This is a genomic window from Paeniroseomonas aquatica (assembly GCF_030409335.1).
Lineage (GTDB): Bacteria > Pseudomonadota > Alphaproteobacteria > Acetobacterales > Acetobacteraceae > Belnapia > Belnapia aquatica.
The window spans coordinates 73,445-100,084 of sequence record NZ_JAUFPN010000107.1 but is presented as its reverse complement, the minus strand read 5'-3'; the positions used below and the strand labels follow the sequence as shown (position 1 = coordinate 100,084).

The window sequence follows — 26,640 nt, the reverse complement described above, 5'->3', positions numbered from 1 at the left end:
CGGAATACCCTGATGACGGCGTGGCGGATGTCAAACCGGCATGTCGTGCGCGTGGACGTGGTGTGCCGCATGCCGGGCCAGGATATCCATGCCGCGTTGCTCCAGCTCCGGCGAACGGGTGCGAACCCAGAGAAGCTGGCCGCCCATCTCCGTCTGTTCGGCGTGATGCGTGGCGCGACGACGGGCCAGGAGCACGGCCAGGAAGGCGCCGAGCACCGCCCCGGCACCACCGCTGGCGATCGCCAGTCCGGTCACGGCCAGCGTGGTGGCGCCGACGGCAGTGGCGGCGCCTGCGGCGCTGAGGGCGGGAATGACGGCGAAGCCGCCGATCAGCCCGCCCTCGGCATTGCCCAGCGCTTCAGTGCAGAAATGGTCGGTGCGTGGGGCTTGCGGGTCATCGGCGAGTTGCTCGGCCCTGTTGCCTGGCGCGTCACCGGCTTCGGCGAGCAGGCTCACCTCGCAACGGTCGAAGCCGGAGACGAGGAGTTCATCCACCGCCTGCTCCAGCGCCGCATGGTCGTCGAACAGGCCCACCACCTCGCGCACGGCGCGGATTTCGGTCCAGGCGGGGGCCGGGTTGGCTGTGTCGTCGGGGTTGGGGGCGGTATCGTCGGTGCGGATGGGCATGAGTATCTCCGTGGGATCGCAGGGGCAGGGCTCTGACTGGGGGTCGGTCATCACCGTGACCGGCACGCTGCACGCCGGCATTCAATCCATCCAACGATAAAATCGTATCAAACATATCTGTATTTTAGCTTGATCTGCACGAGCAGGACGGAATCAATCAGTTTTCAGGATTGGTTTCATTCGATCCATCCGTTGGACGTGAAACCCCACCGTCCCGAAACTCCGGCCACACCCGACAAGGACCGGAACACGACCATGTCCGCCACGACCGACACCCTGACACCAGCCCCGGCCCTGTACCGGCTGCCCGCCCTGCTGCCGGGCATCCTGCTGTGCATCGCCGTCACCCTGGCCGCCATCGCCCTGGAGCATGTCGAGGCGAGGCTTTTCGGCCGCGCCTGGTTGGAGGCGCTGGTGCTGGCCATCCTGCTCGGCGCCGCGCTGCGCACCGCCTGGACGCCGGCCGCCCGCTGGCATCCCGGTATCGCCTTCAGCGCCAAATTCCTGCTGGAGACGGCGGTGGTGCTGCTCGGCGCCTCGGTCAGCGCGGCCACCATCCTGGCGGTGGGGCCGGCGCTGCTGCTGGGCATCGCGGGCTTCGTCGCCGTGGCGGTGGCGGGCGGCTATGGGCTGTGCCGGCTGCTTGGCCTGCCGCGCCGGATGGCGATCCTGGTGGCCTGCGGCAATGCCATCTGCGGCAATTCGGCCATTGCCGCAGTGGCCCCGGTGATCGGCGCGGATGGCGACGAGGTCGCCTCCTCCATCGCCTTCACCGCCGTGCTGGGTGTGCTGGCCGTGCTGGGGCTCCCGCTGCTGGTGCCGGCGCTGGGGCTGAGCGGCACGCAATTCGGCGTGCTGGCGGGGCTGACCGTCTATGCCGTGCCGCAGGTGCTGGCGGCGACAACACCCATCGGCGCCCTGGCGGTGCAGGTCGGCACGCTGGTCAAGCTGGTGCGGGTGCTGATGCTGGGACCGGTCGTGCTGGCGCTGTCGTTGTTGACGCCGCGCCTGCGCGAGGAGCCTGACGAAGCCGCGCCGCAGGTCACCGCCGGCGACCGACCGCGGCCGGGCCGGCCGCCGCTGCATCGGCTGGTGCCCTGGTTCATCCTGGGCTTCCTCGCCATGAGCGGGTTGCGCTCCCTCGGCCTGGTGCCGCAGGCGGTGCTGGCCCCGCTCGCCACCTTGGCGATGGTGCTGACGGTGATCTCGATGGCGGCACTCGGCCTGGGTGTGGATGTGCAAGTGGTGGCGGGCGCCGGCGGGCGGGTGACGGCGGCTGTCAGCCTGTCGCTGCTGGCGCTTGGCGGGCTGGGGCTTGGTCTGATTCGCCTGCTGGGCATCGCCTGATCAGGCGGCGGCGATCAGCCGCAGCAAGGCCTCGGCGGCGCGGCTGGGCTGCCGCTCCCGATGCCGCAGCACATGGAAGGCGCGCTCGGGCAACGCGAGCGGGACCTGGTGCAGCAGCCCTGCCTCCAGGCTGGGCACGGCGACGGAAGCGGAAATGACGGTGGCGCCCATGCCGGCCTCGACCGCGGCGCGCACGGCTTCGTTGGAGGGCATCTCCAGCGCCACGCGCAGGCTGCCCGGCGCGATGCCCGCCGCCGCCAACGCCGCCTCGAAGGCCGAGCGTGTGCCGGAGCCGGGCTCGCGCAACACCCATTCCCCCTCCGCAGCGGCCTGTTGCAGGGTCAGCGCCGGGGTGGCGGCCCCAGCGGTGACCCATGGATGGTCCGGCGGCACCACCAGCACAAGCTGATCGGTGGCGACCGTGGTGCTGTCCAATTGGCCGTCCTCCACCGCGCCCTCGACGAAGCCGAGTTCAGCCAGGCCGTCATGCACCGCGGCCGCCACCTGCGCGGTGTTGCCCACAGCCAGCCGTATCTCGATGCCGGGATGGGCGCGGCGGAAAGCGACGAGGTGGCGCGGCAGCCAGTAGCTGGCGATGGTCTGGCTGGCCTGCACCGAGAGCACGCCGCGCACCAGCCCGCCCAGCTCGGCCAGGGTGAGCTCGGCAGCCTCGGCCTGGGCCAGGACCGCGCGGGCCTCGCCCAGGAAGCGCTGTCCGGCCTCGGTCAGCTCGATACCGCGGCCCACGCGGTTGAACAGCTTGATGCCGTGGGCGGCCTCCAGCGCCGCCACCGCGGCACTGGCCGCGGATTGCGCGATGTTCAGCGCCTCGGCCGCGCGCGTGACATGCTGGCGTTCGGCCACGGCCACGAAAACGCGCAATTGTTCCAGGGTCATTCGAAGCATCGGTCACAGTAACCGAGCAGGCCGGTCAGATGAAGGGTTCGGCGCGTGGCCTTGCACACCCGCCACGGTCAGGTCCATGTTCGCCGTCGCGTATGCCGAGAGGCTTGGCAGGTCCCAGTTCGTCTCCAGCGCCAAGCTGCTTGTCCCCACCGGCACCGCGGGCCATGCATAAAGTACCGCCGGCGCTGCCTCCGGCAGCCCAAACAGCCGCAGCGCCTCCACCTCGATCTGCCCGTCGAAGCCGACGATCCCCACCTGCGCGAAGGCCACGCCCGCACCGACCCGGATGGTCTGCCGCCGGTTCAGCCAGGCGGGCAGCAACAGTGCGGAGAGCCGGCGCCGTGTCGGGCCACGCCAATGCGAGGGCACCAGGACCGGCGAGATCAAGGTGACCGGAACCGCCTGCCGTCATCCCGGATGAGGACGCGCAAGGGAGTGGTGCCCGAACTCGAGCCGTCCTTTGCCCGCCAGCGGCCATTTTCACATAGCACACCGCCAGTTACGGCCACGGCATCGAACTCGACCTCATTGCGGAACACTTGGCCGTCAGGGGCAACGGCAGCGAAATCCGTGACGCAGCGCATACCCGCGATGACCGGGTCATACCCCTCGATCATCCAACCGCCTCCACCCGTGCTTTCGAAGCGGGACGTCAGCGGTGGCCAGTCCATTGGGCTATCTGGCGCCGCCATGGCGTTGGTCCCCGTGAGCATACAGAGGAGCAGCATCAAGGCGCCTTGCATAAATATCTCCGATTGGTATTTCAGAGTTCCATACGGGACAGCAGAGGCTGTGGATGCAGCCTGCCTCGCAGAGCTGACGACCGGCATATTTGGTTACCTATGTTTTGCCGCCCAGGGTTGGGACTGTGGCGCCTTCGTGACCCCGCAACCTGGAGCGGTCCGGTCAGGTCGAGGGTGCAGGGTACTCGGCCAGATGCTGTGTTTAGAAACCAATGTTGTCATCGCTTTTGCCGCTTGTCTCGCGGCCGGTGCAGAGCGAATGCTCACCCGTGCTGAAGGAACCCGGCACCGCCCCCACCAACCCCTCGGCGGGGCTCTGGCCAGTAGGACCCGATGGTTGGGTCATGCCCCAGGAGCCCCACCCATGAGCCTCTCCGACACCGCCCGCAGCATCCTCACCGAGGCGAGCCAGCACCCACTCGGCGTCGCTGCCCCACCAGCCACGCTCCCTGCTGCCGCCCGGCATGCGGTGCTGCGCAGCCTGCTGCGCCAGGTGTTGGTGGCCGAGTATTCGGCGCCGAACGACCATCATGGCCTTGGCTGGCGGCAGGCCGACGGCACCACGACGGCAATGCAGATCACCGAGGCTGGGCGCCAGGCGATTGGATACGACGAGCCCCGGAATGCAGTCGACGAGACGGAACTTGGCGGTCTGACGCAGGCCGAATACGAGACCGAGCTGGATGACGGTCATGATCCCAAGGTGGCTGTCGGCATCGTGCCTGCCAACGGCCCCACAGAGCCCCACAGCGAGTCATTGGCGCCGCCGGCGACAAGGCTCGTGGGTCACAGCGGCGTAGGCGACAAAGGCGCTGGCGGCCCCTCCAAGACTCCGCTTGGGGCGCCTCGCCTTGTCCGCCTGCGCGAGGCTGCCCAGGCCGTGCTTGCCGCCTGGGGCACGCCAGAGCAGCCTGGTTTGGCCGGCGCCATCGGCGCACTGCAAACAGCCCTGGCCTCGTGCCACCCTAATCCCAAGGACGCGGCCGCCCGCGCCCCTCGACCCGACACCAAACAGGCGACGGTCCTGGCACTGCTGCGCCGCCCCGAGGGTGCCAGCGGGCCGCAGCTGATCGAGGCCACCGGCTGGGCGCCGCATACCGTCCGCGGCTTCCTCGCCGGCCTGGGACGCAAAGGCATAGCGGTCTCGGTGCTGGAGCGGGTTCGCCAAGTCGGTCCGAATAAGGCCGGGGCCAAGGGCAGCTACACCATCTACCGCGTCGCCGAGGCCGGCTGATGCTCGCCAGCCGAACCGGAACCCCGCGCTACGCGGTAGGGCTGACCCGGGTCTCCACCGCCGAGCAGGGGCAGAGCGGCCTCGGCCTGGAGGCGCAGCAGGCCAGCGTCCGGGCCTTCACCACGGAGCAGGGATGGGTGCTGGTCGCCGAGTACAGCGACATCGCCAGCGGCAAAGACGACCACCGGCCTGGCTTCCAGGCAGCGCTCGCCCGCTGCCGGCAGCTCGGCGCGGTGCTGGTCGCCGCCCGGCTCGACCGGATCACCCGGCGGGCTCACACGCTGTCGCAGCTGCTGGAGGATGGCTACTCGGTCCGGGCGGCGGATATGCCCGGCGCTGATGACCTGATGATGCGGATCTATGCGGCGATGGCACAGAAGGAGCGCGAGCTGATCAGCGAGCGCACCAGGGCCGCGCTGCGCGCCGCCAAGGCGCGGGGTACGATGCTGGGCGGTGATAGGGGCTACCGGCCTGCCATGGGGCCCAGCGCCGCGGCAGCGACCCAGGCACGTCGCCTGGCAGCGGAGCGGGCCGCCCACCGGCTGACCCTGGAGGTAGAGCGGCTGCGGACAGAGGGCGTTACAGGCCAGGCGGCGATAGCGCGGGCGCTGACTGAGCGTGGCGTGGCGACACCGCGGGGCTGCGGTGTTTGGACCCACACCACCGTTGCCCGTGTTTTGGCCCGAGCCGAAGCCTGACCCACGACCCGGTCACCTCCGGACGACGACGAACATTTCTTCGGCCCGCCGCCGTGCCTCCTCCTCAATCAGTGGCCAAGGCCAAGCCGGATGCGCCGCCAGCACGCGCTCCATGAACGCCGCCACCAGGTCCCGCTCCCCTGGCGTCATACGCAACGCCTTGGGCTCGAAGAAGCCAAGCTGGGCGGGGTGGGGCGGCGGAGAATCGTCTGGCATGGCCGAAGCCTAGAACAAATAAAGAACAACATGGTGCTGCTAAATCAGGGCTGACCTCCCTTATCCCCGATATCCACAGCCCGACGGCGCGGAGCTCAAAGCTGCCGAGTCGCCCTACCGCGCCAAGATCCACCCTTCCCAGGCTCGGGAGCGGTCTTGCACCTCGGTGGCCTCTGGTCGGCGCCCATCTGCCACCTCGATCATCTTCACCAGCCCCATCAGAGCATCGAAGGCGTCCTCCCCTGCTGACAGCGGTCCAAAGCCGTCCAGGATGGCCTGCTGCGCTCCGGGCGCGAGGCGAACCCCATGCGCCGCGGCCCATGCGAAGATCGCCTCCGCCTTCCGGCACCGGTCGGCCATTCTGCGCTTGCTTTCGCCACGGGAGAACTCGGCGCCAACCAAGCGATAGGCTTCGGCGGGGTAGGTTTCAGCTATGACGACGCCAGGGAGCACCGCCAACTCGGCGAGCGTGCCCTCGAACGGCCACAGGCGTGCGCCGCGACGCCGGGCAGGGATGACGACTTCCTGCCAACCAGCGAGGGCCGCCTTGCCGACTTGGTTGCCACCCAAGGTCCAAAAGATCGAGCAGGCCGCTTGGCGATAGGACGTGGCACGCTCGGAGGCCCGCAGCAGTTCGTTGAAGCTGCTGACACCCAGGCCGGCCACCAGGGCAGCGCGGGTTACACCCTTGGGCGCGCCTTGAGGGTAGAAGGGCCGGCGTAGTGATATCTGATCCGGCCTCTGCGCCACCTCGAAGAATTCCGGCCAGGCGTTAGTCCGGAGAAGGTCCAGGAAATCGACGAACCCGCGCGCCCCAGTCTGGACGCCGTAGGCTTCGGGCAGGCCGATGGGAAAGTCGAAGCCGAGTAGCACTCTGTCATGCCCGGCTGAGGCAAACGCCTGGTGTAGGAATTCCTGAACAAGGCCCACTCGTTCTGGCGCACCCACCTCCCAGCTACTACCAACCCGCCGTGCGGTCGCGGCCCATCGCTTCCGGCTGTGTTTGCTCCAATCAGCATGGACCAGCAGATCGAACATTCAGGCTCCTTCTGGCCGCACCACACCGCATCATTGCACGGCACGCTCAAAACGCCTGATCATACTCCAGCCTGCTGGAGGAGGGCTATGCGATCCGGGCAGATGACATGCCGGGCGCCGATGGCCCAATGATGCGGATCTACGCTGCCGTGGCGCAGAAGGAATGGGAGCTGATCAGCGGCTGTACAAAAGCCGCGCTGGCAGCTGCCAAGGCCTGTGGGGCGGTGTTGGGGGGTGATAGGGGCTTCCGGCCTGCCTGCGGCCCAGATGCCACGCTTGTCGGCGTGGCGCGGCGCAAGGTGGCGGAGCAGGCGGCACACCGCGTAGCCATAGACATTGAGCGGTTGCGTGAGGGGAGTGTCACCAGCCATGCGGCGATGGCCAGGGCGCTGAACGAAAGGGGTGTGCCGGTGCCGTCCGGCCGCGGGACCTGGACGTACAACGGTGACAAGGGTGATGGCGCGAGCAACTGCCTGAAGTTCGCTTATGCAGACTGTAAGGCTGTTCGCCAAATCCAACATCCTTGATCGTTTCGTATGGTTCTGCGCAGCTTTGTCGAGTTGGGGGGCACAGATGCAAATCACCGGAACTGCTTTTGCTCGAAAATGCCTTCGCTTTGCGGCCGGCGTCACATTTTTCCTTCCATCTTTGCTACTGAGTGCGGCGACAGCGCTCGCGGACTGCAACACTCCTCTGCGCGTGCGTGTACCCGGTGCTGTACGGATCGGGCTTGGTCCAGGCCCAGATCCCAGGGCCCGTCTTAACTCGGCAGATGCTCCCTGGTCTGCGTTGGGCCGCGTCAACAACGCTGCCCTCGGCAGCTTCTGCACGGGGGCGTTGATTGCCCCGACAACCGTGCTGACCGCTGCCCATTGCGTCGTCAGCTCAAGAAGCGGTTGCTTTATGCAGCCTAACTCCCTTCACTTTGTTTTGGGATATCAACATGGTCAGCACGCGGGACACGCACGCGTCAGCAGCTACGTGGTGGCGCCGACATACACACCATCCCCGATGGCATCGGGAGACGACTGGGCAGTCCTGACGCTCGAAGCGCCTCTTGCCTCAGCCGCTGGAGTGCTGCGTCTTGCTGACTTGCGCACGTTCTCTCGCGGATCAGAGGGTATTCCTGTTGCCCTGGGGGGTTATCAACAGGATCGCAGGGAGGTGCTACTCGGCGACCTCAGTTGCCATGTTGTTGGAGGCGAGCGCGACGTTGCTGGACGTCTGATGCTTTTGCATACCTGCGCTGGAACGCGCGGCACCAGCGGTGCACCTCTGCTCGCCCGGGCTCCCTCAGGAGAATGGTCCATAATTGGCGTGGCCAGTGGTGTGCGTGGTGGCCGCACTACAACAGCCGAAAGCACTACCTTTGTAGGTGTAACAGGCGGAGCAGCAGTTCCAGCATGGGAGATCGACCTTGCGGCCGGCGTGCCTCCAGCAAAATCCCTCTCCACCCCCACCAGGGCTGGCCCGCCATAGCCGACGGCCTGTTCACCACCGACCAACGGTCGTCGATCGGTGTTGAACACCCCCGAGGCTAGGCCGTCCGCCATGTGACTGCGGCACCGTTCGCATCGTGGTCGAACATTCGGGTCCAGCTGTCCTCGGGCTCGGTCGACTTGGGCTTCAGCGCCGTGCCGGTGACCATCTTGTCGAGCAACTGGCCAACCAGCCCCAGCGCATCGACCTGGTCGTCATGCTTGCCGGCCGGGAAGGTCAGCAGCTCCGCTTCGAAGGCATGCCGCCACGGCGCCTGCCGCGGCAGGTGCAGCCCATCCAGCGCAATACGCCCGCGGATCGACTGCGCCCGCACCGATTTATCGCCGCGGGTCGGAAAGGCATGCCGCGCCACAAACGCCTGCCGCTCCCGCATGCGCCGTTCGAGGAAGGGCCCGATGCCAGCCCGAATTTGCCCAACCTCCTCCGCCCAGCCGATCGGCTTCCACTGCCGGACCAGATCGCAGAAGGCCTCGACCCAGGTGTCGGACGCAGCTTGGCCGCGCCAGAGATCGAGCAGCCACAGCCGGCCATTCGGATCCATCCCCACCACGGCATGCACGGTGAAATCCCCACCGTTCGCCGTGACGGCATAGTCGGAGCCGCCATAGACCCGCAGGGTGGCCCGGTCCGGCATGCTATCGGCCTGGTGAAGCCAATCCCGCTGAAAGTAGTCGCCCGTGTCGGGGACCGGGCGCTGTTGATACAAGCCGGACCAGCTGCGGGTGCTGGCCTCGGCCTTCACCCGGGCGAGCGAGGCAGCATAGCCATAGCCGTCATCGCCCCAGAGCATCTCCCCTGGGGCCCGGCCCAGCGGGTCGTCCGCCTCGGCCTCGGCTGGGAGCGACACCACCCGCCACTGGTCCTTCTGGGCCGCCAGCAGCCGCCCGGAGAGGTCGTCCTCGTGCCAGCGGGTCTGCACCACCACGATTGCCGCGCCGGGCCGCAGGCGGGTGCGCAGATCGTCCTGGAACCACTCCCATACTCGATTGCGCCGCGCCTCGCTGTCCGCCTCCTCACGGGACTTCACTGGGTCGTCGATCAGCGCCAGGTCGGCGCGCAGGCCGGTGATGACGCCGCCAATGCCCGCTGCGCGGTATTCACCGCCGTTGCTGGTAGTCCAGAGGTCCTCGGCCTCGCGCTCGAGCCGATAACCAAGCACCAGGCCATCGGTGCGGATCCGCCCCCGGACCCGGCGGGAGAAGGTCCCGGCGAGGTCGGCGGTGTTGCTGGTGGCGATCACCCGGCGATCGCGGCCCTGGGCCAGGAACCAAGCGGGAAACAGGTCGGAGGTATAGGTGCTCTTGGCCGAGCCCGGCGGCATGAAGACCATCAGGCGGTCCTGCACCCCGTCCGCCACGGCCTGCAGCTCGCGGATGAGCAGGCGGTGGTGGGCGGCCGGGGCCAGGCCCTGCGGGGTCAGGGCGTGGCTGCACCAGAGGCCGAAGTCCCGGCGCAGCGCCCGGCGCTGGCCCAGCTCCCAGGCGGCGTCACTCGCCATCGATCATCAGTCGGGCCGCCCGCGACCGGGCAATCTCGTCGAGCAGCTCCTCGTCGGTCATGATATCCGGCGTTTTGGCCGACAGGATCAGCTCATGCTTCTCCCGCCAGCCGGCCCGGGCCTTCATCCAGAAGATCGCCGCCGCGGTGTTCTGCCCGGAGGTGGCCATCTGGAACAGCGTCTGCGCCACCTTGGCCGTGGCCTCAATCGAGCCGCGGTCCAGCTCCCGGCGGAAGTGCTTGCGCAGCGTCTTGTCGTCAATCTCGAGCAGGGTGGCGATGTCGGCCTGGGGAATGCCGAACCCCGACATGGCGCGGACCGTGCGCTGCTGCTCCTCGGTCGGGCTATAGGTTGGCGCGCCCATCCACGGCCTCCGTCGCCCGCTGGGCCCCAAGGGCGGCGAAGGTCGTGCCAGTGCCCTGTAGCGTCGCCTGCAGCCCGGTGAAGGCCTGCCAGCGGGCCAGGGCGACGTCCACGTAGGCCGGGGCGAGTTCGATGGCGTGGCAGGCGCGGCCTTCCATCTCGGCGGCGATCAAGGTGGTGCCGGAGCCGCAGAAGGGCTCGTAGACCGCTTGGCCAGGGCTGGAGTTGTTCCGCATCGGCCGGGCCATGCACTCGACCGGCTTCTGGGTGCCGTGGGTGGTGGCGGCGTCCTGGCCGCGGCTGGGGATCGACCAGAGCGTCGTCTGCTTGCGATCGCCGCTCCAGTGGCCGGTACCGCGAACGACGTACCAGCATGGCTCGTGCTGCCAGTGGTAGTGGCCGCGGCCCATGACCAGCCGCTCCTTGGCCCAGATGATCTGGGCGCGGACGGTGAAGCCCGTCGCGGTAAGGCTCTCGGCCACGGTGCCGGCGTGGAGGGCACCATGCCAGACATAGGCAACCTCGCCGGGGAACAGCGCCCAGGCCTCGCGCCAGTCGGCCCGGTCGTCGTTCAGCACCTTGCCAACCCGGGCGGTCTTGCCGCCGGCCAAGGAGGCATTGCGCCAGGCAGGGTCGTAGGCCACCCCATAGGGCGGGTCGGTGACCATCAGGTGCGGCCGGACCCCGGCGAGGACCGCCTCCACTGCCGCGGCATCGGTGCTGTCACCGCAGAACAGGCGGTGGCGGCCCAGCTGCCAAAGGTCGCCGGGGCGGCTCACCGGCGTCTCCGGCACCTGCGGGATCTCGTCCGGGTCGGTCAGACCGGCGGTGGGCTCGGCCAGGAGGGCACCGAGCTCAAGCGGATCGAAGCCGGTCAGGGCCAGGTCGAAGCCCTCGGCCTGGAGGTCGCTGAGCTCGATCCGCAGCAGGTCGTCGTCCCAGCCGGCGGAGAGCGCCAGGCGGTTGTCGGCCAGGATATAGGCGCGGCGCTGAGCGGCATTGAGGTGGGTCAGCTCAATGGTCGGCACCTCTGTCATGCCGAGCTGCCTGGCGGCGAGCAGTCGGCCGTGGCCAGCGATGACGCCGCGCTCGCCGTCCACCAAGATCGGATTGGTAAAGCCGAATTCGCGGATCGAGGCGGCGATCTGTGCCACCTGGGCCGGCGAATGGGTCCGGGCGTTGCGGGCGTAGGGGACGAGGTCGGCGACCAGTGCCGGCTTGTAGGCCGGAAACTTTGCCGGTGCGGCGGTCATGAACTGCCGTCCTTCAGGCGCTGGACAGGCTGTCCCTCAGTGGCACCCGACGGCAGCCAGGTGAAGTTGACGAATGCGGCGCCGCCATCGCCGCCGGCGACCTCGACAACCTGCTTCTCGCGCCAGCCGGCCCGGGCCTTGAGCCAGAAGATCGTGGCGCCCAGGTTCCCCGGTGTGGTGGCCTGCTGGTAGAGGATTTGGGCAACGCGGGCATTGGCCTCGATGGTGGCGATGTCGAGCTCATGGCGGAACCACTTCCGCAGCGTCGGCGGGCTGCACTGCGTCACCAGCGCAATATCGTCGTGCGGCACGCCATAGCCCGCCATGGCGCGGACCATGCGGCGCTGCTCGTCGGTTGGAGTGAAGGGCTTGCGGCCAGCCATGGCAATGCTCCGGGCGGCGCGGTCGCGCGCGGCGAAGCCTGGATGATACTGGACCGACGAATACTACGACAACGCGACATCTCTGCGCAGAACTACGAACTTCTACGGTTGGTGGCGACTGGACGGGTTGTAGTACGGGAAATTCGACCGATCCTCTCACTGTGGCTAACCACTAATCACCAGTACCATGACGCACATGACGCACATGACGCATATTCCCAACGTGTTCCCACGCGGGTGCTCGCGCCCCGGCATGCTCGCCCACACCCTCTCTCCTTCTTATTTCCACCAGAAACTAGGAAGGAAAGTGCGTCATGTGCGTCATGCGTCAACGCCCGACCGAGCCTTCACCCAGAAGCGGCCAGATGAAGTACGCGGTGCCCGTATCCACCCAAGCCGTTCCAAGGCCGCGGCGATCCGACGCTGCTCCGAGGTGCCGATCTTTGGGGTCTCAATGGCAAGAGCCTCACGAGCAACAGCTAGGATCGTGACCTCAACCCGCCCAGCCAGCCACACCGCAATAGGCTGTTCCCATACGTCGGCCTCGTACCGGTCATCCTGCTCTGGTGCGATGTGGCTCGTCTCGAAATCCTGGCTGGGCCACCAAGCTATCCTTTGCCGATAGAACAGCACGGCTTCGGCAAACAGCTGGTCCCGGTCTCGGCTGAGCGCGACTGTATCGATCAAGCCGACCTTCACCGGCCAGAACCGGCGTCCGCCAGTCTCGTCACGCAGGTAGGCTGCTTTGTTTGTGGTGCCGATGAAAACGCATTGCCTCGGCTCGATGACTTCCTTGCGGCCATAGCTAGGCCGGTACCGCTCCTGACGCCTGGTAACGAAGGCCTTCAGTGCAGCGGCTTCAACCTTGTCCAACGCGGACATCTCGGCAACCTCAATCAGCCACTTGCCATTCAGGTGCTGCGAAACATCTTTGCCGCTACGCAAATCAGGCAAACCGTCGGAGAACCACTGCCCGCCCAAGATGGCGCAAGCGGTTGACTTGCGTCCGCCCTGCGGCCCTTCGAAGACCATCATGTAGTCGGCCTTGCACCCGGGCTCATAGATGCGCGCGACCATTGCGATCAGGAACATCCTTCCAATGCCAGAGGCATAAGGGCCATGCTCGACGCCCAGATAGCTATGGAGCCAGGTTTCCACGCGCGGCGAACCATCCCACTGAAGGGCTGAGAGGTAGTCTCTGATGGGGTGAAAGGCCCGTTCCTGGGCCCGAAGATCGACGGCTTGGTGGGTCGTATCCTTGCTCAAGTTTTCCAAGCCGTGGGTTTGCAGGAATTCCTGTATTGCTGAAACGTTGGCGTCCTGCAGCGGCTGTCCGATGGGCGCCCTCCCCAGCGTGCTTCCTGGCACAGCCTGCATCAGCAGTGGCGTTCGCAGCATCTCATCATAGGAAAATAGGTTTTGAAGATGAGGATCGGACCGGAGCGCCAGCATTGCATTGGCAAGATTTGGCCGCGGATTTCCTCTGCCGTCTGTCTGGCAAACGGCAATCCAACCCGACTGCCCTTCCGCCACTGGGCCAAGGAAGCGTGGATCCGTCAGGTCCGACACCGTCAGCCAGCACTGTTCCAGCATCCTGCGAAGGAAGATCAGGCGGTCCACCTCATCGCAGTGGGCATGGCGGCAGTGATAGACGAAGCCCTTGCTAGTGCTCTCGCTCGAGTTGACGATCATTGTCGCCGCATCGGCACCCGCATCGGTATGCCGGTCCTCGTTAGCGCAGCGGATGTGGTGCTTCGTGCCATCGGTGACCTTGCCGATGAGCAGGTCGGGCTTGCGGGCTTGCAACGCTTTGACGATCTCGAACCGGGTAGCGTGAACCCGGGCCCAGCCCGACAGGTCGAATACCTCCCCGGTTTCCGGATCGGTAAAGCTGAGATCATCCGTGCCCTGCCGAGGTCGCTGTCGCTTGGCAGTGGCTCCGCGCGGCTTTGGCGCAGCGGGCAGGTCGAACAGGTCGCAGGGGACACCCTGCAGCACCGCCATCTCGGGCGGCGCTCCGTCCGCCGGCCGGCGCGGCAGGAAGAACAGCCTGGAGGTATCCGTGCAGGACTGGTCGTGCCTGAGGCCCAGGGCAGCTGCCAGCGCCTCGATCCGCTCTTTCCAGGCCGCATTGGCCTGCAGCTGACTGTCGTAACCAGACGCCAGCCAGGGTCGCAGCAGCGGCAAGGCCAAGCGGAACTTCGGGCAGGGCTGGTGCTCGATGATGACGTACTCGGCGCCCTCCGAGCGGATGACGGCCCGGTCGGCAATCCGGCTTAGGTAGCCTTTCTCTTTGATCAGGAAGGCGGCTGGCGCGGTGGCTTGGTCCTCGGCCTTGAGCCGAAAACTGTCCCAGTTGCCACGCTTGACCTGGGTGGTCCGCATCAGGTGAGAATGGGTGGAGGCGACGATGGCCTTCCAGCACCGCCGCTCAATGGCGGCCACGATCTCCTCCAGGGTGGCGCCGGCATCGCTATCGAGGAAGACCACGTCGATTTGCCGGGCGTCATACTTGTGCCGCCGAGTACCAATGAAGGTCGCCGGGACAATGCAGGTACCATCCTTAGCGCCGACCTCGTGCCGGGTCAGCAACTCTGTCAGGCCTGACCAGGTCAGGTGACGCTGATCGGACCAGGACCCGGTTTGCAGATAGTGGCCGAAGGTGAAGCCGTAGGTCTGCACGCTTGCCTCCGCCGGCACAGCGACTGTCTCGGTTTGAGCGTTCATGACCCAGCCCCCTTCCGCGGCGTTTTGTCCCGGTGCCAGGCTTCCAGCAGCGCCAAGCCGATCTGCCCGATCGGGTCGCGGGCTGTCTGCAGCGGGATGGCGACGGCTGGGTGCTTCCTGTCCGACGGCTCATCCCAACGCCGCCGGAAGGCGGGATTGTGGTTCGGGTCACTCATACCTGCGGCCATCGCCGCGTCCCTCACCGGCCACCGCCACGCAGCTGCGCTGCCTCATAGGTCTCGATGTCCTCCAGCCGGTAAGCCACCCGACCACCGACCTTGAGGTACGCCGGCCCAGTACGGAGCCAGCGCCATCGTTCCAAAGTCCGCGGGCTGAGGCACCAACGGCGGGCCAAATCGGCTTGGTTGAAATGGCAATCTTGCGATTGAGCTTTCGTCATGGCGGTACCCTCAGCAAGGCCCATCGGTGTGGGTCTGCCAAAGCATTAGGGTTACCGCGAAATCCCCATCCAGAATCCCAAGTCGAATCTCTAGGCCGGGAAGTCGGGAGTGTGGATCGGGAAAACGCCAACCGCCAAGTTGCTGGGCATGGACAAGAAAATGCACTCGTGTTGGACGGCTATGAGCCGATCATCCGTTGGACCAGGATGCCTAAACGTAGCTGAGCGATGCCTCCCCGTAATCCGACGACCACTCCTAACCGGTCGACTTCTTTTGTGCAGCGAGCAGATCTTTGTACAGGGCACCGAGCAAGTTCTGGATGCGCTTCGCCCCGACCGAAAAGTAGGATGGAGCTACTCTACCGCACCATTCACTCAGCCAATCCGCCTCAGCTGCCATCGTCGGCAGAAGGGTCAACTCTTTGGCGCGATGCTGCATCATCGACGCAATAAGGGCCATCGGCGAGGCTCCGCCTGGCGGCAGCAACTGCTTGCGCAGTCCAGTTCGCACGTGCTCTGCATGGCGCTCCAGGAGCGCTGCAACGACGCCAGGATCGAGCAACGCAACATCCTCAACGCGCAACTCTCGGGTCGGAGACGAGGCTTTTGTCCTCGAGACACTCGCGGCCGAAGGCCACGCTTCTGCCAAAGCCTCCTTATCGGCAGGGCCGGGCAGCACCACGACATTGACGAAGCGGTACTCCCACACATGGAGGCTGCCGGCCAGGACATCGAAGCGGTATTCGGCCGCCCATTGGCCTGGGAGCAGGCTATCGTCCAGTCGCCGCTCCGGGTTCGTTTGCACCCCACGCAAATGAACTTGGCCACCTTCAACCCGCTGCTGAAAATCGAGCAAAAGACCGCGCCAGGCGCGAGAAAGTTCTGCTCGCGCCTCGTCTTCATCCTCGACAGGATTTGGCTCACCACGGCTAGAGGCACCGCCCAAGTTTGGCCATCCGTGCCTCGCCAGATCTTGGGATCGAAAGTAGCCCTCTACCGCTCGCACGTCTTCCACACGCTCCTCGAAGCACCAATGCAGCAGGGCGTTGCGAAGGCTCAGTCGGGATGGGTCATGGGTCACGAATCGGGTCCTCTCTGCCCCAACATAGCTGAGGACCCAAGCCACCCACCAAGAGGTCTCAAGTCTCTCAGTCTGGCCATGGGCGTCACCCATGATGCTTGAATCCCGAGACGGCATCTTAACCTGCCTCCCACCCCACCTCCGTGAGGTCTGCACCATCTTGGCCGCCGGCCTGCTGCGGCTACGGTGCCGCAATGCCGAGGATAGTGCCCACGACACCGAGCAGGCCGGCGGCACGGGAGAAAGTTCGCTACACTATACCGCCCGGCAGAGCGGTCATGCAGACTCCAGAGAGAGGCCTACCGCATGACCCGACGACCCTCGACCACGCCGTCCGCGCCGGTGACGACCATCCCTAGGATCCCGCCCGCTGATGTTCTCGGCCGGCTGGCAGCCCTCCAGACGACGCCGATCGCCCAGCTGAAACAGCAATGGCGCGAGCTCTATGGGAAGGAGCCGCCGCCCTTCAACAAGGCCTACATCCAGAGCCGCCTCGCCTACCGCATCCAGGAACTGGCCTATGGTGGCCTGAAGCCAGAGACGCGAGCCCGCCTGGAGGCGCTGGGCGAGCAGCTGGACGGCGGTAATATCGTCCTCCGCCGGATCCGTGCTGACAGCCGCCCGCTACCTGGAACGCGCCTGATCCGCGAGCATGGCGGTGTCGAGCACGTGGTCACCGTCCGCGCCGATGACTTCGAGTTCGAGGGCAGGCCCTACCGGTCGCTTTCAGCCATTGCCCGGCATATCACCGGCACCCGCTGGAATGGCTGGACCTTCTTCGGCCTCAAGGGGAGACCTGGGGCATGAGCCGCCGGAAGCTGCCCGAACCCGCCATGCCGGCGACCGTGAAGAAGCTCCGCTGCGCCGTCTACACCCGCAAATCGACCGACGAGGGCCTGGATAAGGTCTTCAATACCCTCGAAGCCCAGCGGGACGCCTGCGAGGCCTACATCGCCTCCCAGCGCGCCGAGGGGTGGCTACTGGTCCGGGACCACTACGATGACGGCGGCTTCACCGGCGGGACGCTCGAGCGGCCAGCCCTACAGCGGCTATTGCGGGATATCGAGGCCGATCGGGTCGACGTCATCGTAGTCTACAAGATCGACCGCCTGTCCCGCTCGCTGATGGACTTCGCCAAACTGGTGGAGGTGATGGACGCGCACGGCGTGACCTTCGTGTCCGTCACGCAGAGCTTCAACACCACGACCAGCATGGGCCGGCTGACGCTGAACATTCTGCTCAGCTTCGCGCAGTTCGAGCGTGAGGTGATTGGCGAACGCATCCGGGACAAATTTGCGGCCTCGCGCGCCCGCGGCATGTGGATGGGTGGCAAGGTGCCGCTCGGCTACGACGTCGTGGCGAGGAAGCTGATCGTGAATGAGGATGAGGCACTGCGGGTCCGGCGGGTATTCGAGCTCTTCGTCGAAACGGGTTCGGGGGTCGAGACCGTCCGCCGGCTTCAAGCCGCGGGTGTCACCAGCAAGTCTGGGAGACCGCTCGACAAGGGGGACGTCTACAAGCTGCTGAGCAACCGGACCTACGTCGGGGAGGCGCCACACAAGGGACAGATACATGCCGGCGAGCACCAGGCCATCGTGCCGCGGGAGCTATGGGACCAGGCGCACGCCATCCTGCAAATCAGCCCACGCGTGCGTGCTAATCAGAACCGGGCGCAGACGCCGGCGCTGCTGAAGGGGCTTATCTTTGGGGTGGATGGCCGGGCATTGTCACCAACCCACTGCCGGAAGAACGGCCGCCTCTACCGGTACTACGTGGCGCAGAGGGTCTTGAAGGGCGATGCCACCGACGACGACAGCATCGTGCGGCGGGTGTCGGCTGCGGAGATCGAGGCCGCGGTGGTAGACCAGGTGCGAGCGCTGCTGCGGCAGCCCGAGATCGTGGGCGGCACTTGGCGGGCGGCGCGGAAGGAGGCGCCGGACCTGACCGAGGGTGAGACGCAGGATGCGCTACACCGGCTTGAGCCGCTTTGGGAGCAGCTCTTCCCGGTCGAGCAAGCGCGGATTGTCAGGTCGCTGGTGGAGCGGGTGGTGGTTGGCCCGGCCGGCGCCGACATTCGGTTGCGGCTGGACGGGCTCGGCGGCCTGGTTCGCAACCTCACCGCCATCCAGCCGGATGCCCTGAGGGCGGCAGCATGATAGCTTTGACGGCCAACCAACGATCCGCGACGCATCAGCAGCTGGACCTCGCCTCATCGGCAGGTGCGCCAGGGCCCCATGTCGAAATGGAAGTGATCTGCATGCGCGGCATTATAGTCGGGGCTAAGGACGACCCGAAACCATCGGCACGCGCCGTCGCGGACTGCACGCAGGAAGTCGCCCTCGGGCTTGCCGTTACCCCAGTCGCGGGCGAGCCTCACTTCGCGGCCATCCGCAAGGACCAAGGTAGCGATGTCGATCGCGTTCGCAGTTGCATGTTCGCTGCGCCGTCTCGTGGCCACGTTGTTTACATTCCGGCAGCTATAGGTGCCCAGGTGACGGACACCAACAATCTCAGTTCCAAGATGTTGCCTTGCCGCCCGCTGCAGCGAATGTCGCTCAAACAGCGCCCAAGCCGCTGCCATCCGGCAGGTGACCGTCGGACCGCGCGGAGTGACCATGATGCTATTGGGAAGCAATACGGCGTCCTCAATCATACATGTGGCTTCGGAGCGCCGGTCTGGAACTCGCACGAGCGCCAAGCTCGATGCGGTAAAGGCCACGAAGCATGCCTCAGGATCCTCGGCGAGCCGCCAGAGCTTTACACGGGTCATCGGCCCAGGCTCGGCTCGAAGATCGAGCGGCGCCATCGGGTTCCACTCTGGAGGCAGCTTCCAGTAGGCGACCATCCCGATAGCGGTCAGGACCAAAAGGGCGAGCAGTCGGCGCACGAGTCGAATGTGGCACCGGCGTGCCTATGCACAACGTCGAACGAGGAAGATTCGACTGGTCAGCACAACGTCATGGAAGGTCCACTGGTCACCCGGCGGGAAGGTGTATGACGACCGCCACCAGCATCACGGTTCGGGTGCCGCTGGCAATCCGCCACAGGCCGGGGCGGAAGACGGTTGTGGCGCCGGTTGGTCAGGACACCACGCCGCCGGTGGCAACGCGAGCCGATCCGGCGCTCGTGAAAGCGCTGGCTCGGGCATTCCGGTATCATCGGCTACTGGACGAGGGACGGTACTCGTCGATTAGCGAGATGGCTGCGGCCGAGAGGATCGAGCGGGGGTATCTGGGTACGCTGCTCCGGTTGACGCTGCTGGCGCCGGACATCGTGGAAGCCGCTCTGAACGGGCTGCAGCCGAAAGGAACAGCCTTAACAGCAATGCATGCGCCGTTTCCGTTGCAGTGGTCAGAGCAGCGAGCTGCTGCGGCGCTTTGTCGCTAACCCCTATGGCCTCACCACCAGCGAATTGAAGCTCGCCGCCCTTCTCCCAGACATTGATGCGCTTCAGCCGTCACTCCTTCCATTTTGAAAGGTGTTTCTTCATCGCCTCACTTGGCAAATCGCCGAGGAAGCGATCTAGGCGCGCTGGGTCCGGTTCGTGGCGAACCGCGTCTAGTAGAATTTCCCAACTTTCAACAGCAGCCGGGCGCTCCACAAGAACCACTCCAATACCGTACTTCTGCGCAAGCTCGACGATTCGCTCTGCTTCAATCGTCGCATCAAATAGTGCGCGCGAAACTGCATAAAGGACGTAGGAACGGTGTGCAGCCTCACGGTGGGCAATCGCCTCAAGCACTCCCATGATGCTGACCGCTTCTGCTGACTTAACCTCAAAGGTGACGATTTCCAGCCGCTTCGGGAGGTAGACGTAGCGTTTGACGCCAGCCGCCGTTATGTCCGGGCGCGTGAAGGTGCCGCCAGTGTCGCGTGAACCACGAGAGTGCGTCTCATCCACCAACACATCGTCGAAACCAAATTTATTGATCCACTTTTGTTCAATCGCCCGCTTCAATGGAGCGTAAAGGTCTCGCTCTCGCCCATATGCCTCAACAAGCTCGGAGGCATCCGCAAGGATAGTTAGATTTGGACCTTCAACCGGCGTACCTGAGGCTGCAGCCTGTGCTTCCGTGAACCGCACCGACCCACCTTTTCCGCGGCCCGCGACGATTTTTCCCTCTTCAATCAGGCGTCCTTGAACACGCCAATAAAAATCCTCATCCCAACCAAGACGTGTGCGCAGATTCTGGTTGCCCGCACTCCCCCCACATTCCTTAAGTTGGAATAGAAACTCATCTTGCCTGTTCTTGGTTAGCTTCGTAGGCGTCCATCCCGCCACATCACCCTCGGCCATTTATAACAACCTCCGCTATACACTTTGTTGACGCGCGCCGGCCATTGTGCCGAGCCGTAACTGCAAAGACTCGATCCGAAATAAGACCGTATCAGTGCATCACTAAGACGGAAGACAGGCTGTTTGGCCAGCTTCACCGCCATGCACGACGGAACAGGTCGTCTCGTCCAGGCGAAGTAGCCACGTAGCGCTTCGCTGCTGATAACGCGGGTGGTGGTCGGCTCCGCCGGCGCGGGCATTCGGCTGCGGCTAGACGGGCTGAGCGGCCTGGTCCGCGACCTCACCGCCATCCAGTCGGATGCCTCAAGGGCAGCAGCATGACGGCAGCCACCAGCATCACGGTCCGGGTGCCGCTAGCAATCCGTCATCGGCCCGGTAGGAAAACGGTAGTGACGCCGATGGGCGAAGGCATAGCGACAGTTACCACGCGGGCCGACGCAACGCTCGTGAAGGCTTTTGCGTAAGCGTTTTGGTACCAGCGCATGCTGGACGAGGGCCGCTATGCCTCGATCACCGAATTGGCTGCTGCCGAGGGGATCGAACGGGGCCATCTCGGCCGACTGTTGCGTTTAACGCTGTTGGCGCCGTGCCTTGGCGAGGCGATCCTGAACGAAACGAGGCCGGAGGGATTGGGGCTTCTGCGGCTGCTGGAGCCGGTCCCGACAGGCTGGGCGGAGCAGCGCAGCGCAGTGGAGCGCGTTGTTCGGCCCAAGCTGAGCGCAGCCGACTGTTCCGCCATCGGAGAGCCGGCAACGCCATCCCAAAGAGGGAGAAGGCGGTAGCCCTAGGTTGGTGCCAGTCGGTTGGCTCGAAACCAAACGCGCATCGCGGCGCTGGCGAAGGAGCGACTGGCTGCCAACCTAACGGAGTCTACCTGCTGCCTCGCTGTTTTTCGACCACCTTACGCCGAGGTCCACTTCTTGGCTCGGCGCCGCCGCCGATGGCACAGAGCCTCACGCGCCGCCTCCCATCATCGAGCAGTGACAGAGAAAATCGTGCCTACGATGGTGGCCTCGTTGGAGAGCGAATACAGAAAGCTGGCGGCCTGGTCCGTTCACACGTTCACAGGAGGCGTCGAAAAAGGTCCAAGGTCGGACTATGAGCACGGTCCACCCTACTTGCCGTTGTAATAGGTAATTAACGGAGGGTTCTGAGGATCCCCCGGACGCATATGTCTCTCCGTAAGCTCGAACGAGACGGAGGAAGGCGGCGGCGCGAACTCTTTATCGACAAGCACGAACTGCGTATCGCGCAGCTCACCCGACGCCAGCTCGTAGACGAGCTGATAAAAGCCCAGGAATTGCTGCCGGTTTTCACGCTCGCTGATGTTCTTCATAGATGAGTCGATTATGAGAAGCTCGGGAAGCGGCGCGCCGACGTCGACGGCCAGCCGATGCAGCGCTATCGCAAAGCAGCATTTGAAAAGCGTCTTTTTTCCGCCGCTGCTGATGGTGGCGAAGGATGTGACCGTGCGGTCGTCAGGATTGGGGCCGTAAACCTCTGGGAAGTAGCTTGTGGTCGGGATGTCCACCCGGTCCTGACGTGTAATACCAGGCACGCCCGCCCGCACGAGGCAATCCAGGAAGAGCTCCTTCAAATGCTCCAGATTCCGCTCGTCACTCTCCGCAGCCTCGCGCGCAGCCTTCAGTGACGTGCGAAGCCGCTGCTCCTGCGCCACTACTTCGGCGAGCTTGTCGCGCTGCTCCTCGAGCATTTTGGGTAATCTGGACAGCGCGCGAAGGTTCTCGGCCTCCTGCAGCACAGCAGCCCGCTCGTGCTCGGTTGACAGCATTGTGGACAGGTACGCCGTGTCGTACCGCTGCAGCGATTCATTGCGCTCACGTTCGATGCGGGATTTGGTACCGAGAAGCACTTCCCGTTCGCGCTGAAGCTTGCCAAGGCTCTCGTCATGCCGCGCCAAAATATCCGTTAGCTCGGTTATCCTGAGTTTTGCGTCCCGCTCGACGAGGGCCGCCTCGGTCGGATCGATGGCCTGCACATTATCCTGTTGCCCGCAAACCCTGCATTGGCCATCTTCCGGTTCCGGCAGCTGCTGTGCGCAGCGCGGGCAGATCTCAAACTCAACGCCGATGAGCACCGCCTTTGCGGAAAGCGACCGGCGGTATTTCAGCGACAGCGTCTGTAGCTCGTGCAAGTGCCGGCGTTCGTGGTCTTGCATCTCCCGCAGGTCCTGGATCGCCTGCTCGAGGTAGGCGAGCTCTACGCCAAGGGACATCGCCTGCTCGCGCAAACGGTCGGCCGCGTGAACGGTCGGCCGCTGCGCCTCTGCGGCAGTTCGTCCCTGTTGAATGCTGCTCTCCAAGTCTTTGGCGCGTGCGTGAAGTTTCTCGATGTGATCGAGAATCTGAGCCTCGGACTCGACGCCTACTTCCTTGAGTGCACGTGCCAGGCCCGCGATTGCCGCCATCAGGGCTTTTCGCTCTCCCCGCAGCAGGTCGAGTTCAGCCTCGATCTCGGCTACGCGCTCGTCGTGAAATCCGATCACGTATCGGACGACGTCGCGGCTCTTGTTGCGGAGGTAGAAGGGGGCGTTCGTGTCGAGATGAAAGAAGGAGCTGTCGATCTCGTCCTGGTCCAGGTAGCAATACCAAAGTAGGTCCCGCATCGACAGACGCGTGCTCTCGCTGTCCTCCTTGATCTTACTCTTGCGGACGCGCGGCGGCCTGACACCGGAGAGCCAGAACAGCAGATCCGAGAGCTGCTCCACCCCGGTGTCTGGCAGAACCTCACCTTCTGCGCGTCGGGCTGGAAGATTGAGATGATGCGACTGGTCGCCCTGGCCCCAGCTGACGATGACGCGGTCGGATTCCCGTGGGCGATCAATCAGCAGGTCGCCGCGCGCTAGCGAGAGCTGCAGCGTCGCGCCAACGAACTCGCTTTGCAGCGCCGGTGTCAGCGCGATGCCGCCACCGAGGCAGTAGTCGACAAGGCGCACGATGCTGGTCTTGCCGGCGCCCATTTGGCCCCAGAAATAGCTGACGTCAGTAAAGGGGATCTTCACCTTCCCACGACGCAGCTCGAGCGCCAGCGTCTTCAGACGAAACTGCACACATCGGCTCCTTGCGCGGTGCTCGGGTTACACTCGCATGTGCGTGGCGGCATCACGGCATGATCTCCTCGCCCCACTTCATGTCGATGATCTCCGGTACCACCTCGTATACGAAATTTTTCAGGCGCGTCGCGTTCATGGACCCTACGGCCTTCAGCACAACATCGGCGCGCGTGGCCAGATCGCCGTACAGCTGATCGGTCCGGAATTGGTCCGCCAGTTGCCGACCGGCGTCCGTGAGGCCGATCTGCACCGTGTTACCTTCCACACCCAGAGTGATCAGGCCACGGGCGGCAAGCAGCCCGAGCCACCGGCGATACCGCGCGTCCCAGGGACCGTACCGGAACCTCACCATCGCCGATTCGATTGATGTGCGCTCCCGCGGCTGCACAGCAGCGTCGCCCGGATCCTTGCCGAGCTGCGCAAGCGCCCGCTCCAGGCAGGTCGGATACCGTAGAAGGAAGTCAAGCTTCGCCAGCTTAGTGATGCCCTCGACCGCCTTCAGTTTGTCCTGTTGCTTCTTCTGGCGTGCATCGGCGCTGCCGAGCAGCACCAGCAGGCGGCTCAGGTGGAAATCGTCGAGATTCTCCGTTTCGGCGACCGCCTTGATCAATCGCAGGCTCATGGCATCACCAATGGAGCGGAAGCTTACGCGAGTTCTGGCACCGTGCCATCACTCTGACGCCGTGATGATTGGGAACCGCGGCCCCCACCAGATCCGGCATGCGTTCGTCAACAAGCCTGCCACACCGATCAGGCAGTCATACTTATGGTGACCGATCGCCGCGGCATCCGTCTCCGCGAGGCGCTTTAGCCGGGCCTGCACATCCATCAACATGGCGGGACCGTACGGCGCAGGCTGCTGCTGGGCTTGCAACTGCGCCTCCATCGCCTCGCCGTAAACACGCTGCTCGATCTGCACCAGCAGCTTCGGGAAGGCGTCTGGTCTCCGGTGTACATCTTTAATCAGGTTGAATTCAGCGGAACGCGCACGGCCGCGCATGTAGTCAGTCTGGTCGACGAGCCCGGCCTTATTGAGCTTCTGATCAATGACGTTCCCGGCTATGCCCGCCTCTAGTTGGAGCGTCGGCTCGCCCACAAACTCGAATCCCGGCATATCTACGGCGGTAGGTGGCCGTATCTCAATGTCAGCGACCACGATCCGCTTGGCGAGCAGAACCGGATCCGGGTCCGTGGGGTCGATGAAGGCCCGGAGATGGCGGATTGGATCGGTAACCTGCAGAGACGCCGCCCGATGAACCTGCGCTACAAGGTCATCGCGGATCGAATTCAAATCCTTGGGGCTGAGCGACTGGCACTCGCTGAGCAGCGGAAGATGCTCGTGCGCGAGAGATGCCTCGATCTCGCGTCGTGCCGGTCCGATGATGAGATCGGTGCGCTTAAGTACAGCGAAAAGCTCATCGGCCGTACAACTGCATCCTGCCTGCAGGTCGAGAAAAGCTTTCGCGTAGGGCTCGGCGATGTCCGTCGTGGCTTTGCAGCCTCGCACGTGCTGCAAGAACAGCCGCGGGCATCGACCACGCCGGCGATCGTCTTTGCTCTCGGGAGTAATCTCATCCCACTCGGTGTTTGACACGAAATACAGGCTGCCGATTTTCGGGCCAAACTCGTTGACAAGGTCGACAAAGCGCCCGATCGACTTAACCAAGTCCTCGTCGGTCAGTCTCCACGCCCCGCCCTCTGGACGAGCCGTCTTGATCTGGTAACCGTCATACAGACCGTCCTGCCGTTGGGCGAGCAGGTCTTCGTGCTGCTCGCACCAGATGGCCACGTAAGGCCGTCGGCCACATCGGGCAGCCACCAACAGGATGACGCCGTAGCCGTGCTGGTACCGATAGTCGCGCCCGGTCGCATCGCCCCTATCCACGGTATTACGGACGGTTGTCGGATCGGCCCCGGGTGCTACAGCGACCCTCCGGCGACTTCTCGGTTTCGGCGCCGTCAAAGGGTCATCTGTGGAATCTGGCATACCCCACGCCGATTATAGGTCAGAGATTGTTTTTCAACGTAGGACGCAAGTCGCCGGGACGACAAGAGCCCATCCATTTTTGAACTGCGCCGCAACGCTGTATACCAGCGCGGCAGGTTCCCTCGTGTTCTGGCCGAGACGTAGGATTCTTTGAGAGAGGCGGTGCGCGATCTAGGTCCAAGAGGAGACGCTACGCTGGCGCTATCCTCATGCGGGTCCGCTTAGTGGCGGTGATCTGCTCCAGCTTCACCGGCCTGAAGTCCCAAACATCAACGCCGATGTCGGCCTGCCGTAGCAGCGGCGCCAGGCGGCCGTGGCTATGACCATGCAGGTTCAGCCAGCCACGGCTCATGTTTCGCCAGGTGCGGAAAGGGTAGTGGCAAAGCACAAGACCCAATCCGTCGAGTTCGATTTCGGCATAGGGTTGGACGCTCGACCATCCAGCGAGGCTGGTCGTCGCCGGCGTGTCGTTGTTGCCAGTGACGAGGTGCTTGCGTCCGCGCAACCGGCCGAGTAGTTCCGCCATCCGTATCTCCGGTACACCGAGGGCGAAATCTCCGAGGTGCCAGACCTCATCTTCAGGCCCTACTGTCGTGTTCCAGCGGTCCAGCATGGTCGCGTCCATTGCAGCCACAGATGCGAAGGGGCGGCGGTAGAAGCCTCGTGCTCCGGCATGACCGAAGTGGGTATCGCTGGTAAAAAATACCGCCATGCGCAGTCCGATCCGGTGAGCCGCGGCACTGTAGCGGATTTGGCTGCCGGCGGTTTTGAGCTGGTCAGGCGTCGGTTGCGGCCGAGGTTCGGGTCCCGAGACTCGACCGGTAGGCGATCTGAAGCGCAACTTACGCCCGCCCAGCATCGGACAATATTTAGCATTTTCAGACGGTTGAAGCTTGGGGGTTAAATCGGGCTGCCCCCAAGCTTCGGAGAGTATTGCACTTTCGGAGAGCGATTTTCAGGCTCGTTACGTTCTCCAACCCCCAAGCCGCTGCGGCAAAACCCCAGGAAACCTGCGGTTCAGGGCGCCGTCGACGCATAGAAAATGTGAGGTTGGAAAATCGACTGGAGCGGGCGAAGGGATTCGAACCCTCGACCCCAACCTTGGCAAGGTTGTGCTCTACCCCTGAGCTACGCCCGCGTCCGTCGTTGACCGGGTGTCTATCATAGTTTTTGGCGATTGCAAGCCCGGGTCAGACGCCGGCCGCAGCCATGGCTTCCCTGCCGGAACAATGCCCCGAAGCCCTGAAATCATATCCTTCCGCTTCGTGG

The 26,640-nt window shown here is 64.7% G+C and carries 27 protein-coding genes and 1 tRNA gene; 9 read left to right on the top strand and 19 right to left on the bottom strand.

Annotated features, from left to right (window positions below):
• Positions 1 to 30: 30 nt before the first annotated feature.
• Positions 31 to 627 (bottom strand): hypothetical protein, encoded by a 597-nt coding sequence (locus QWZ14_RS09585; RefSeq protein WP_290316417.1) that lies wholly within the window; start codon positions 625 to 627, stop codon positions 31 to 33.
• Between the two features lie 255 nt (positions 628 to 882).
• Here QWZ14_RS09585 and QWZ14_RS09580 point away from each other — a divergent pair, with 255 nt between their 5' ends.
• A complete protein-coding gene (locus QWZ14_RS09580; RefSeq protein ID WP_290316416.1) occupies positions 883 to 1,974 on the top strand; it encodes a YeiH family protein in 1,092 nt (363 codons plus the stop codon).
• On the opposite strand, the gene QWZ14_RS09575 is transcribed toward QWZ14_RS09580, so the two are convergent.
• Genes QWZ14_RS09575 through QWZ14_RS09565 form a run of 3 tightly spaced genes read right to left on the bottom strand, consistent with a single transcriptional unit; the run spans position 1,975 to position 3,611 of the window.
• Positions 1,975 to 2,856, bottom strand: coding sequence for a LysR substrate-binding domain-containing protein (locus QWZ14_RS09575; RefSeq protein WP_353959294.1), 882 nt, complete (start codon positions 2,854 to 2,856; stop codon positions 1,975 to 1,977).
• Between the two features lie 27 nt (positions 2,857 to 2,883).
• Entirely contained in the window at positions 2,884 to 3,267 is a 384-nt protein-coding gene (locus tag QWZ14_RS09570) for a hypothetical protein (protein WP_290316415.1), read from the bottom strand.
• On the bottom strand, positions 3,264 to 3,611 hold the full coding sequence (locus QWZ14_RS09565; protein WP_290316414.1) for a hypothetical protein: 348 nt from the start codon (positions 3,609 to 3,611) through the stop codon (positions 3,264 to 3,266). Before QWZ14_RS09565 ends, QWZ14_RS09570 begins: the two co-directional genes overlap by 4 nt.
• 376 nt (positions 3,612 to 3,987) lie before the next feature.
• Here QWZ14_RS09565 and QWZ14_RS09560 point away from each other — a divergent pair, with 376 nt between their 5' ends.
• Together QWZ14_RS09560 and QWZ14_RS09555 are read left to right on the top strand one after the other, a co-directional pair.
• Positions 3,988 to 4,857, top strand: a complete 870-nt coding sequence (locus QWZ14_RS09560) for a DUF3489 domain-containing protein (RefSeq protein WP_290316413.1) — start codon at positions 3,988 to 3,990, stop codon at positions 4,855 to 4,857.
• Positions 4,857 to 5,555: a recombinase family protein gene (locus QWZ14_RS09555; RefSeq protein WP_290316412.1), complete on the top strand. Its 699-nt coding sequence runs from the start codon at positions 4,857 to 4,859 to the stop codon at positions 5,553 to 5,555. The genes QWZ14_RS09560 and QWZ14_RS09555 overlap by 1 nt, the downstream gene beginning before the upstream one ends.
• A 12-nt stretch (positions 5,556 to 5,567) precedes the next feature.
• Here the strand turns inward: QWZ14_RS09555 and QWZ14_RS09550 are convergent, their stop codons facing one another.
• Positions 5,568 to 5,771: a hypothetical protein gene (locus QWZ14_RS09550; RefSeq protein ID WP_290316411.1), complete on the bottom strand. Its 204-nt coding sequence runs from the start codon at positions 5,769 to 5,771 to the stop codon at positions 5,568 to 5,570.
• Positions 5,772 to 5,885: 114 nt separating this feature from the next.
• A complete protein-coding gene (locus tag QWZ14_RS09545) occupies positions 5,886 to 6,809 on the bottom strand; it encodes a hypothetical protein (protein WP_290316410.1) in 924 nt (307 codons plus the stop codon).
• 128 nt (positions 6,810 to 6,937) lie between these two features.
• Between QWZ14_RS09545 and QWZ14_RS09540 the strand changes: the two genes are divergently transcribed.
• Positions 6,938 to 7,336, top strand: a complete 399-nt coding sequence (locus tag QWZ14_RS09540; RefSeq protein ID WP_290316408.1) for a hypothetical protein — start codon at positions 6,938 to 6,940, stop codon at positions 7,334 to 7,336.
• Positions 7,296 to 8,288, top strand: coding sequence for a trypsin-like serine peptidase (locus QWZ14_RS31965; protein ID WP_353959293.1), 993 nt, complete (start codon positions 7,296 to 7,298; stop codon positions 8,286 to 8,288). The genes QWZ14_RS09540 and QWZ14_RS31965 overlap by 41 nt, the downstream gene beginning before the upstream one ends.
• Before the next feature lie 58 nt (positions 8,289 to 8,346).
• Here QWZ14_RS31965 and terL read toward each other — a convergent pair whose 3' ends face one another.
• The 6 genes from terL to QWZ14_RS09510 form a co-directional block, all read right to left on the bottom strand.
• Complete coding sequence (gene terL / locus QWZ14_RS09535; protein ID WP_290316407.1) at positions 8,347 to 9,807, bottom strand: phage terminase large subunit; 1,461 nt, start codon at positions 9,805 to 9,807, stop codon at positions 8,347 to 8,349.
• Positions 9,797 to 10,171: a hypothetical protein gene (locus QWZ14_RS09530; RefSeq protein WP_290316406.1), complete on the bottom strand. Its 375-nt coding sequence runs from the start codon at positions 10,169 to 10,171 to the stop codon at positions 9,797 to 9,799. The genes terL and QWZ14_RS09530 overlap by 11 nt, the downstream gene beginning before the upstream one ends.
• The gene (locus QWZ14_RS09525) at positions 10,152 to 11,423 is read right to left on the bottom strand and encodes a site-specific DNA-methyltransferase (protein WP_290316405.1); all 1,272 of its coding nucleotides are present in this window, start codon (positions 11,421 to 11,423) and stop codon (positions 10,152 to 10,154) included. The genes QWZ14_RS09530 and QWZ14_RS09525 overlap by 20 nt, the downstream gene beginning before the upstream one ends.
• Complete coding sequence (locus QWZ14_RS09520) at positions 11,420 to 11,806, bottom strand: hypothetical protein (RefSeq protein ID WP_290316404.1); 387 nt, start codon at positions 11,804 to 11,806, stop codon at positions 11,420 to 11,422. Before QWZ14_RS09520 ends, QWZ14_RS09525 begins: the two co-directional genes overlap by 4 nt.
• Positions 11,807 to 12,127: 321 nt before the next feature.
• Entirely contained in the window at positions 12,128 to 14,488 is a 2,361-nt protein-coding gene (locus QWZ14_RS09515; RefSeq protein WP_290316402.1) for a virulence-associated E family protein, read from the bottom strand.
• Between the two features lie 701 nt (positions 14,489 to 15,189).
• Positions 15,190 to 16,014, bottom strand: a complete 825-nt coding sequence (locus tag QWZ14_RS09510; protein WP_290316401.1) for a hypothetical protein — start codon at positions 16,012 to 16,014, stop codon at positions 15,190 to 15,192.
• A gap of 306 nt (positions 16,015 to 16,320) precedes the next feature.
• Between QWZ14_RS09510 and QWZ14_RS09505 the strand changes: the two genes are divergently transcribed.
• Together QWZ14_RS09505 and QWZ14_RS09500 are read left to right on the top strand one after the other, a co-directional pair.
• The gene (locus QWZ14_RS09505) at positions 16,321 to 16,821 is read left to right on the top strand and encodes a DUF2924 domain-containing protein (RefSeq protein WP_290316400.1); all 501 of its coding nucleotides are present in this window, start codon (positions 16,321 to 16,323) and stop codon (positions 16,819 to 16,821) included.
• Positions 16,818 to 18,170: a recombinase family protein gene (locus QWZ14_RS09500; RefSeq protein WP_290316398.1), complete on the top strand. Its 1,353-nt coding sequence runs from the start codon at positions 16,818 to 16,820 to the stop codon at positions 18,168 to 18,170. Before QWZ14_RS09505 ends, QWZ14_RS09500 begins: the two co-directional genes overlap by 4 nt.
• 53 nt (positions 18,171 to 18,223) lie before the next feature.
• On the opposite strand, the gene QWZ14_RS09495 is transcribed toward QWZ14_RS09500, so the two are convergent.
• Positions 18,224 to 18,820, bottom strand: coding sequence for an extensin-like domain-containing protein (locus QWZ14_RS09495; RefSeq protein WP_290316396.1), 597 nt, complete (start codon positions 18,818 to 18,820; stop codon positions 18,224 to 18,226).
• A 188-nt stretch (positions 18,821 to 19,008) separates the two neighbouring features.
• Here QWZ14_RS09495 and QWZ14_RS09490 point away from each other — a divergent pair, with 188 nt between their 5' ends.
• Positions 19,009 to 19,401: a hypothetical protein gene (locus QWZ14_RS09490; RefSeq protein WP_290316395.1), complete on the top strand. Its 393-nt coding sequence runs from the start codon at positions 19,009 to 19,011 to the stop codon at positions 19,399 to 19,401.
• 70 nt (positions 19,402 to 19,471) lie between these two features.
• Here QWZ14_RS09490 and QWZ14_RS09485 read toward each other — a convergent pair whose 3' ends face one another.
• The gene (locus tag QWZ14_RS09485) at positions 19,472 to 20,311 is read right to left on the bottom strand and encodes a hypothetical protein (protein WP_290316394.1); all 840 of its coding nucleotides are present in this window, start codon (positions 20,309 to 20,311) and stop codon (positions 19,472 to 19,474) included.
• Positions 20,312 to 20,793: 482 nt separating this feature from the next.
• On the opposite strand from QWZ14_RS09485, the gene QWZ14_RS09480 reads away from it, so the two are divergent.
• Positions 20,794 to 21,093, top strand: a complete 300-nt coding sequence (locus QWZ14_RS09480; protein WP_290316393.1) for a hypothetical protein — start codon at positions 20,794 to 20,796, stop codon at positions 21,091 to 21,093.
• Between the two features lie 332 nt (positions 21,094 to 21,425).
• On the opposite strand, the gene QWZ14_RS09475 is transcribed toward QWZ14_RS09480, so the two are convergent.
• From QWZ14_RS09475 to QWZ14_RS09455, 5 genes are all read right to left on the bottom strand, one after another.
• Positions 21,426 to 23,381 carry a coiled-coil domain-containing protein gene (locus QWZ14_RS09475; RefSeq protein ID WP_290316392.1) on the bottom strand — a complete coding sequence of 652 codons (1,956 nt, stop codon included), beginning with the start codon at positions 23,379 to 23,381 and terminating at the stop codon, positions 21,426 to 21,428.
• 52 nt (positions 23,382 to 23,433) lie between these two features.
• A complete protein-coding gene (locus tag QWZ14_RS09470) occupies positions 23,434 to 23,994 on the bottom strand; it encodes a hypothetical protein (RefSeq protein ID WP_290316391.1) in 561 nt (186 codons plus the stop codon).
• Positions 23,995 to 24,054: 60 nt separating this feature from the next.
• Positions 24,055 to 25,371, bottom strand: coding sequence for a dsDNA nuclease domain-containing protein (locus tag QWZ14_RS09465; protein WP_290316390.1), 1,317 nt, complete (start codon positions 25,369 to 25,371; stop codon positions 24,055 to 24,057).
• Between the two features lie 190 nt (positions 25,372 to 25,561).
• Complete coding sequence (locus QWZ14_RS09460) at positions 25,562 to 26,083, bottom strand: metallophosphoesterase family protein (RefSeq protein ID WP_290316389.1); 522 nt, start codon at positions 26,081 to 26,083, stop codon at positions 25,562 to 25,564.
• A 351-nt stretch (positions 26,084 to 26,434) separates the two neighbouring features.
• A tRNA-Gly gene (locus QWZ14_RS09455) sits at positions 26,435 to 26,509 on the bottom strand.
• Positions 26,510 to 26,640: the final 131 nt, after the last annotated feature.

Bases quoted from the DNA above. Each gene is read 5' to 3' on its own strand.
- QWZ14_RS09585 (WP_290316417.1), bottom strand. From the start codon at position 627: ATGCCCATCCGCACCGACGATACCGCCCCCAACCCCGACGACACAGCC.
- QWZ14_RS09580 (WP_290316416.1), top strand. From the start codon at position 883: ATGTCCGCCACGACCGACACCCTGACACCAGCCCCGGCCCTGTACCGG.
- QWZ14_RS09560 (WP_290316413.1), top strand. From the start codon at position 3,988: ATGAGCCTCTCCGACACCGCCCGCAGCATCCTCACCGAGGCGAGCCAG.
- QWZ14_RS09555 (WP_290316412.1), top strand. From the start codon at position 4,857: ATGCTCGCCAGCCGAACCGGAACCCCGCGCTACGCGGTAGGGCTGACC.
- QWZ14_RS09550 (WP_290316411.1), bottom strand. From the start codon at position 5,771: ATGCCAGACGATTCTCCGCCGCCCCACCCCGCCCAGCTTGGCTTCTTC.
- QWZ14_RS09545 (WP_290316410.1), bottom strand. From the start codon at position 6,809: ATGTTCGATCTGCTGGTCCATGCTGATTGGAGCAAACACAGCCGGAAG.
- QWZ14_RS09540 (WP_290316408.1), top strand. From the start codon at position 6,938: ATGATGCGGATCTACGCTGCCGTGGCGCAGAAGGAATGGGAGCTGATC.
- QWZ14_RS31965 (WP_353959293.1), top strand. From the start codon at position 7,296: ATGCAGACTGTAAGGCTGTTCGCCAAATCCAACATCCTTGATCGTTTC.
- terL (WP_290316407.1), bottom strand. From the start codon at position 9,807: ATGGCGAGTGACGCCGCCTGGGAGCTGGGCCAGCGCCGGGCGCTGCGC.
- QWZ14_RS09530 (WP_290316406.1), bottom strand. From the start codon at position 10,171: ATGGGCGCGCCAACCTATAGCCCGACCGAGGAGCAGCAGCGCACGGTC.
- QWZ14_RS09525 (WP_290316405.1), bottom strand. From the start codon at position 11,423: ATGACCGCCGCACCGGCAAAGTTTCCGGCCTACAAGCCGGCACTGGTC.
- QWZ14_RS09520 (WP_290316404.1), bottom strand. From the start codon at position 11,806: ATGGCTGGCCGCAAGCCCTTCACTCCAACCGACGAGCAGCGCCGCATG.
- QWZ14_RS09505 (WP_290316400.1), top strand. From the start codon at position 16,321: ATGACCCGACGACCCTCGACCACGCCGTCCGCGCCGGTGACGACCATC.
- QWZ14_RS09500 (WP_290316398.1), top strand. From the start codon at position 16,818: ATGAGCCGCCGGAAGCTGCCCGAACCCGCCATGCCGGCGACCGTGAAG.
- QWZ14_RS09495 (WP_290316396.1), bottom strand. From the start codon at position 18,820: ATGGCGCCGCTCGATCTTCGAGCCGAGCCTGGGCCGATGACCCGTGTA.
- QWZ14_RS09490 (WP_290316395.1), top strand. From the start codon at position 19,009: ATGACGACCGCCACCAGCATCACGGTTCGGGTGCCGCTGGCAATCCGC.
- QWZ14_RS09485 (WP_290316394.1), bottom strand. From the start codon at position 20,311: ATGGCCGAGGGTGATGTGGCGGGATGGACGCCTACGAAGCTAACCAAG.
- QWZ14_RS09480 (WP_290316393.1), top strand. From the start codon at position 20,794: ATGCTGGACGAGGGCCGCTATGCCTCGATCACCGAATTGGCTGCTGCC.
- QWZ14_RS09465 (WP_290316390.1), bottom strand. From the start codon at position 25,371: ATGCCAGATTCCACAGATGACCCTTTGACGGCGCCGAAACCGAGAAGT.
- QWZ14_RS09460 (WP_290316389.1), bottom strand. From the start codon at position 26,083: ATGGCGGTATTTTTTACCAGCGATACCCACTTCGGTCATGCCGGAGCA.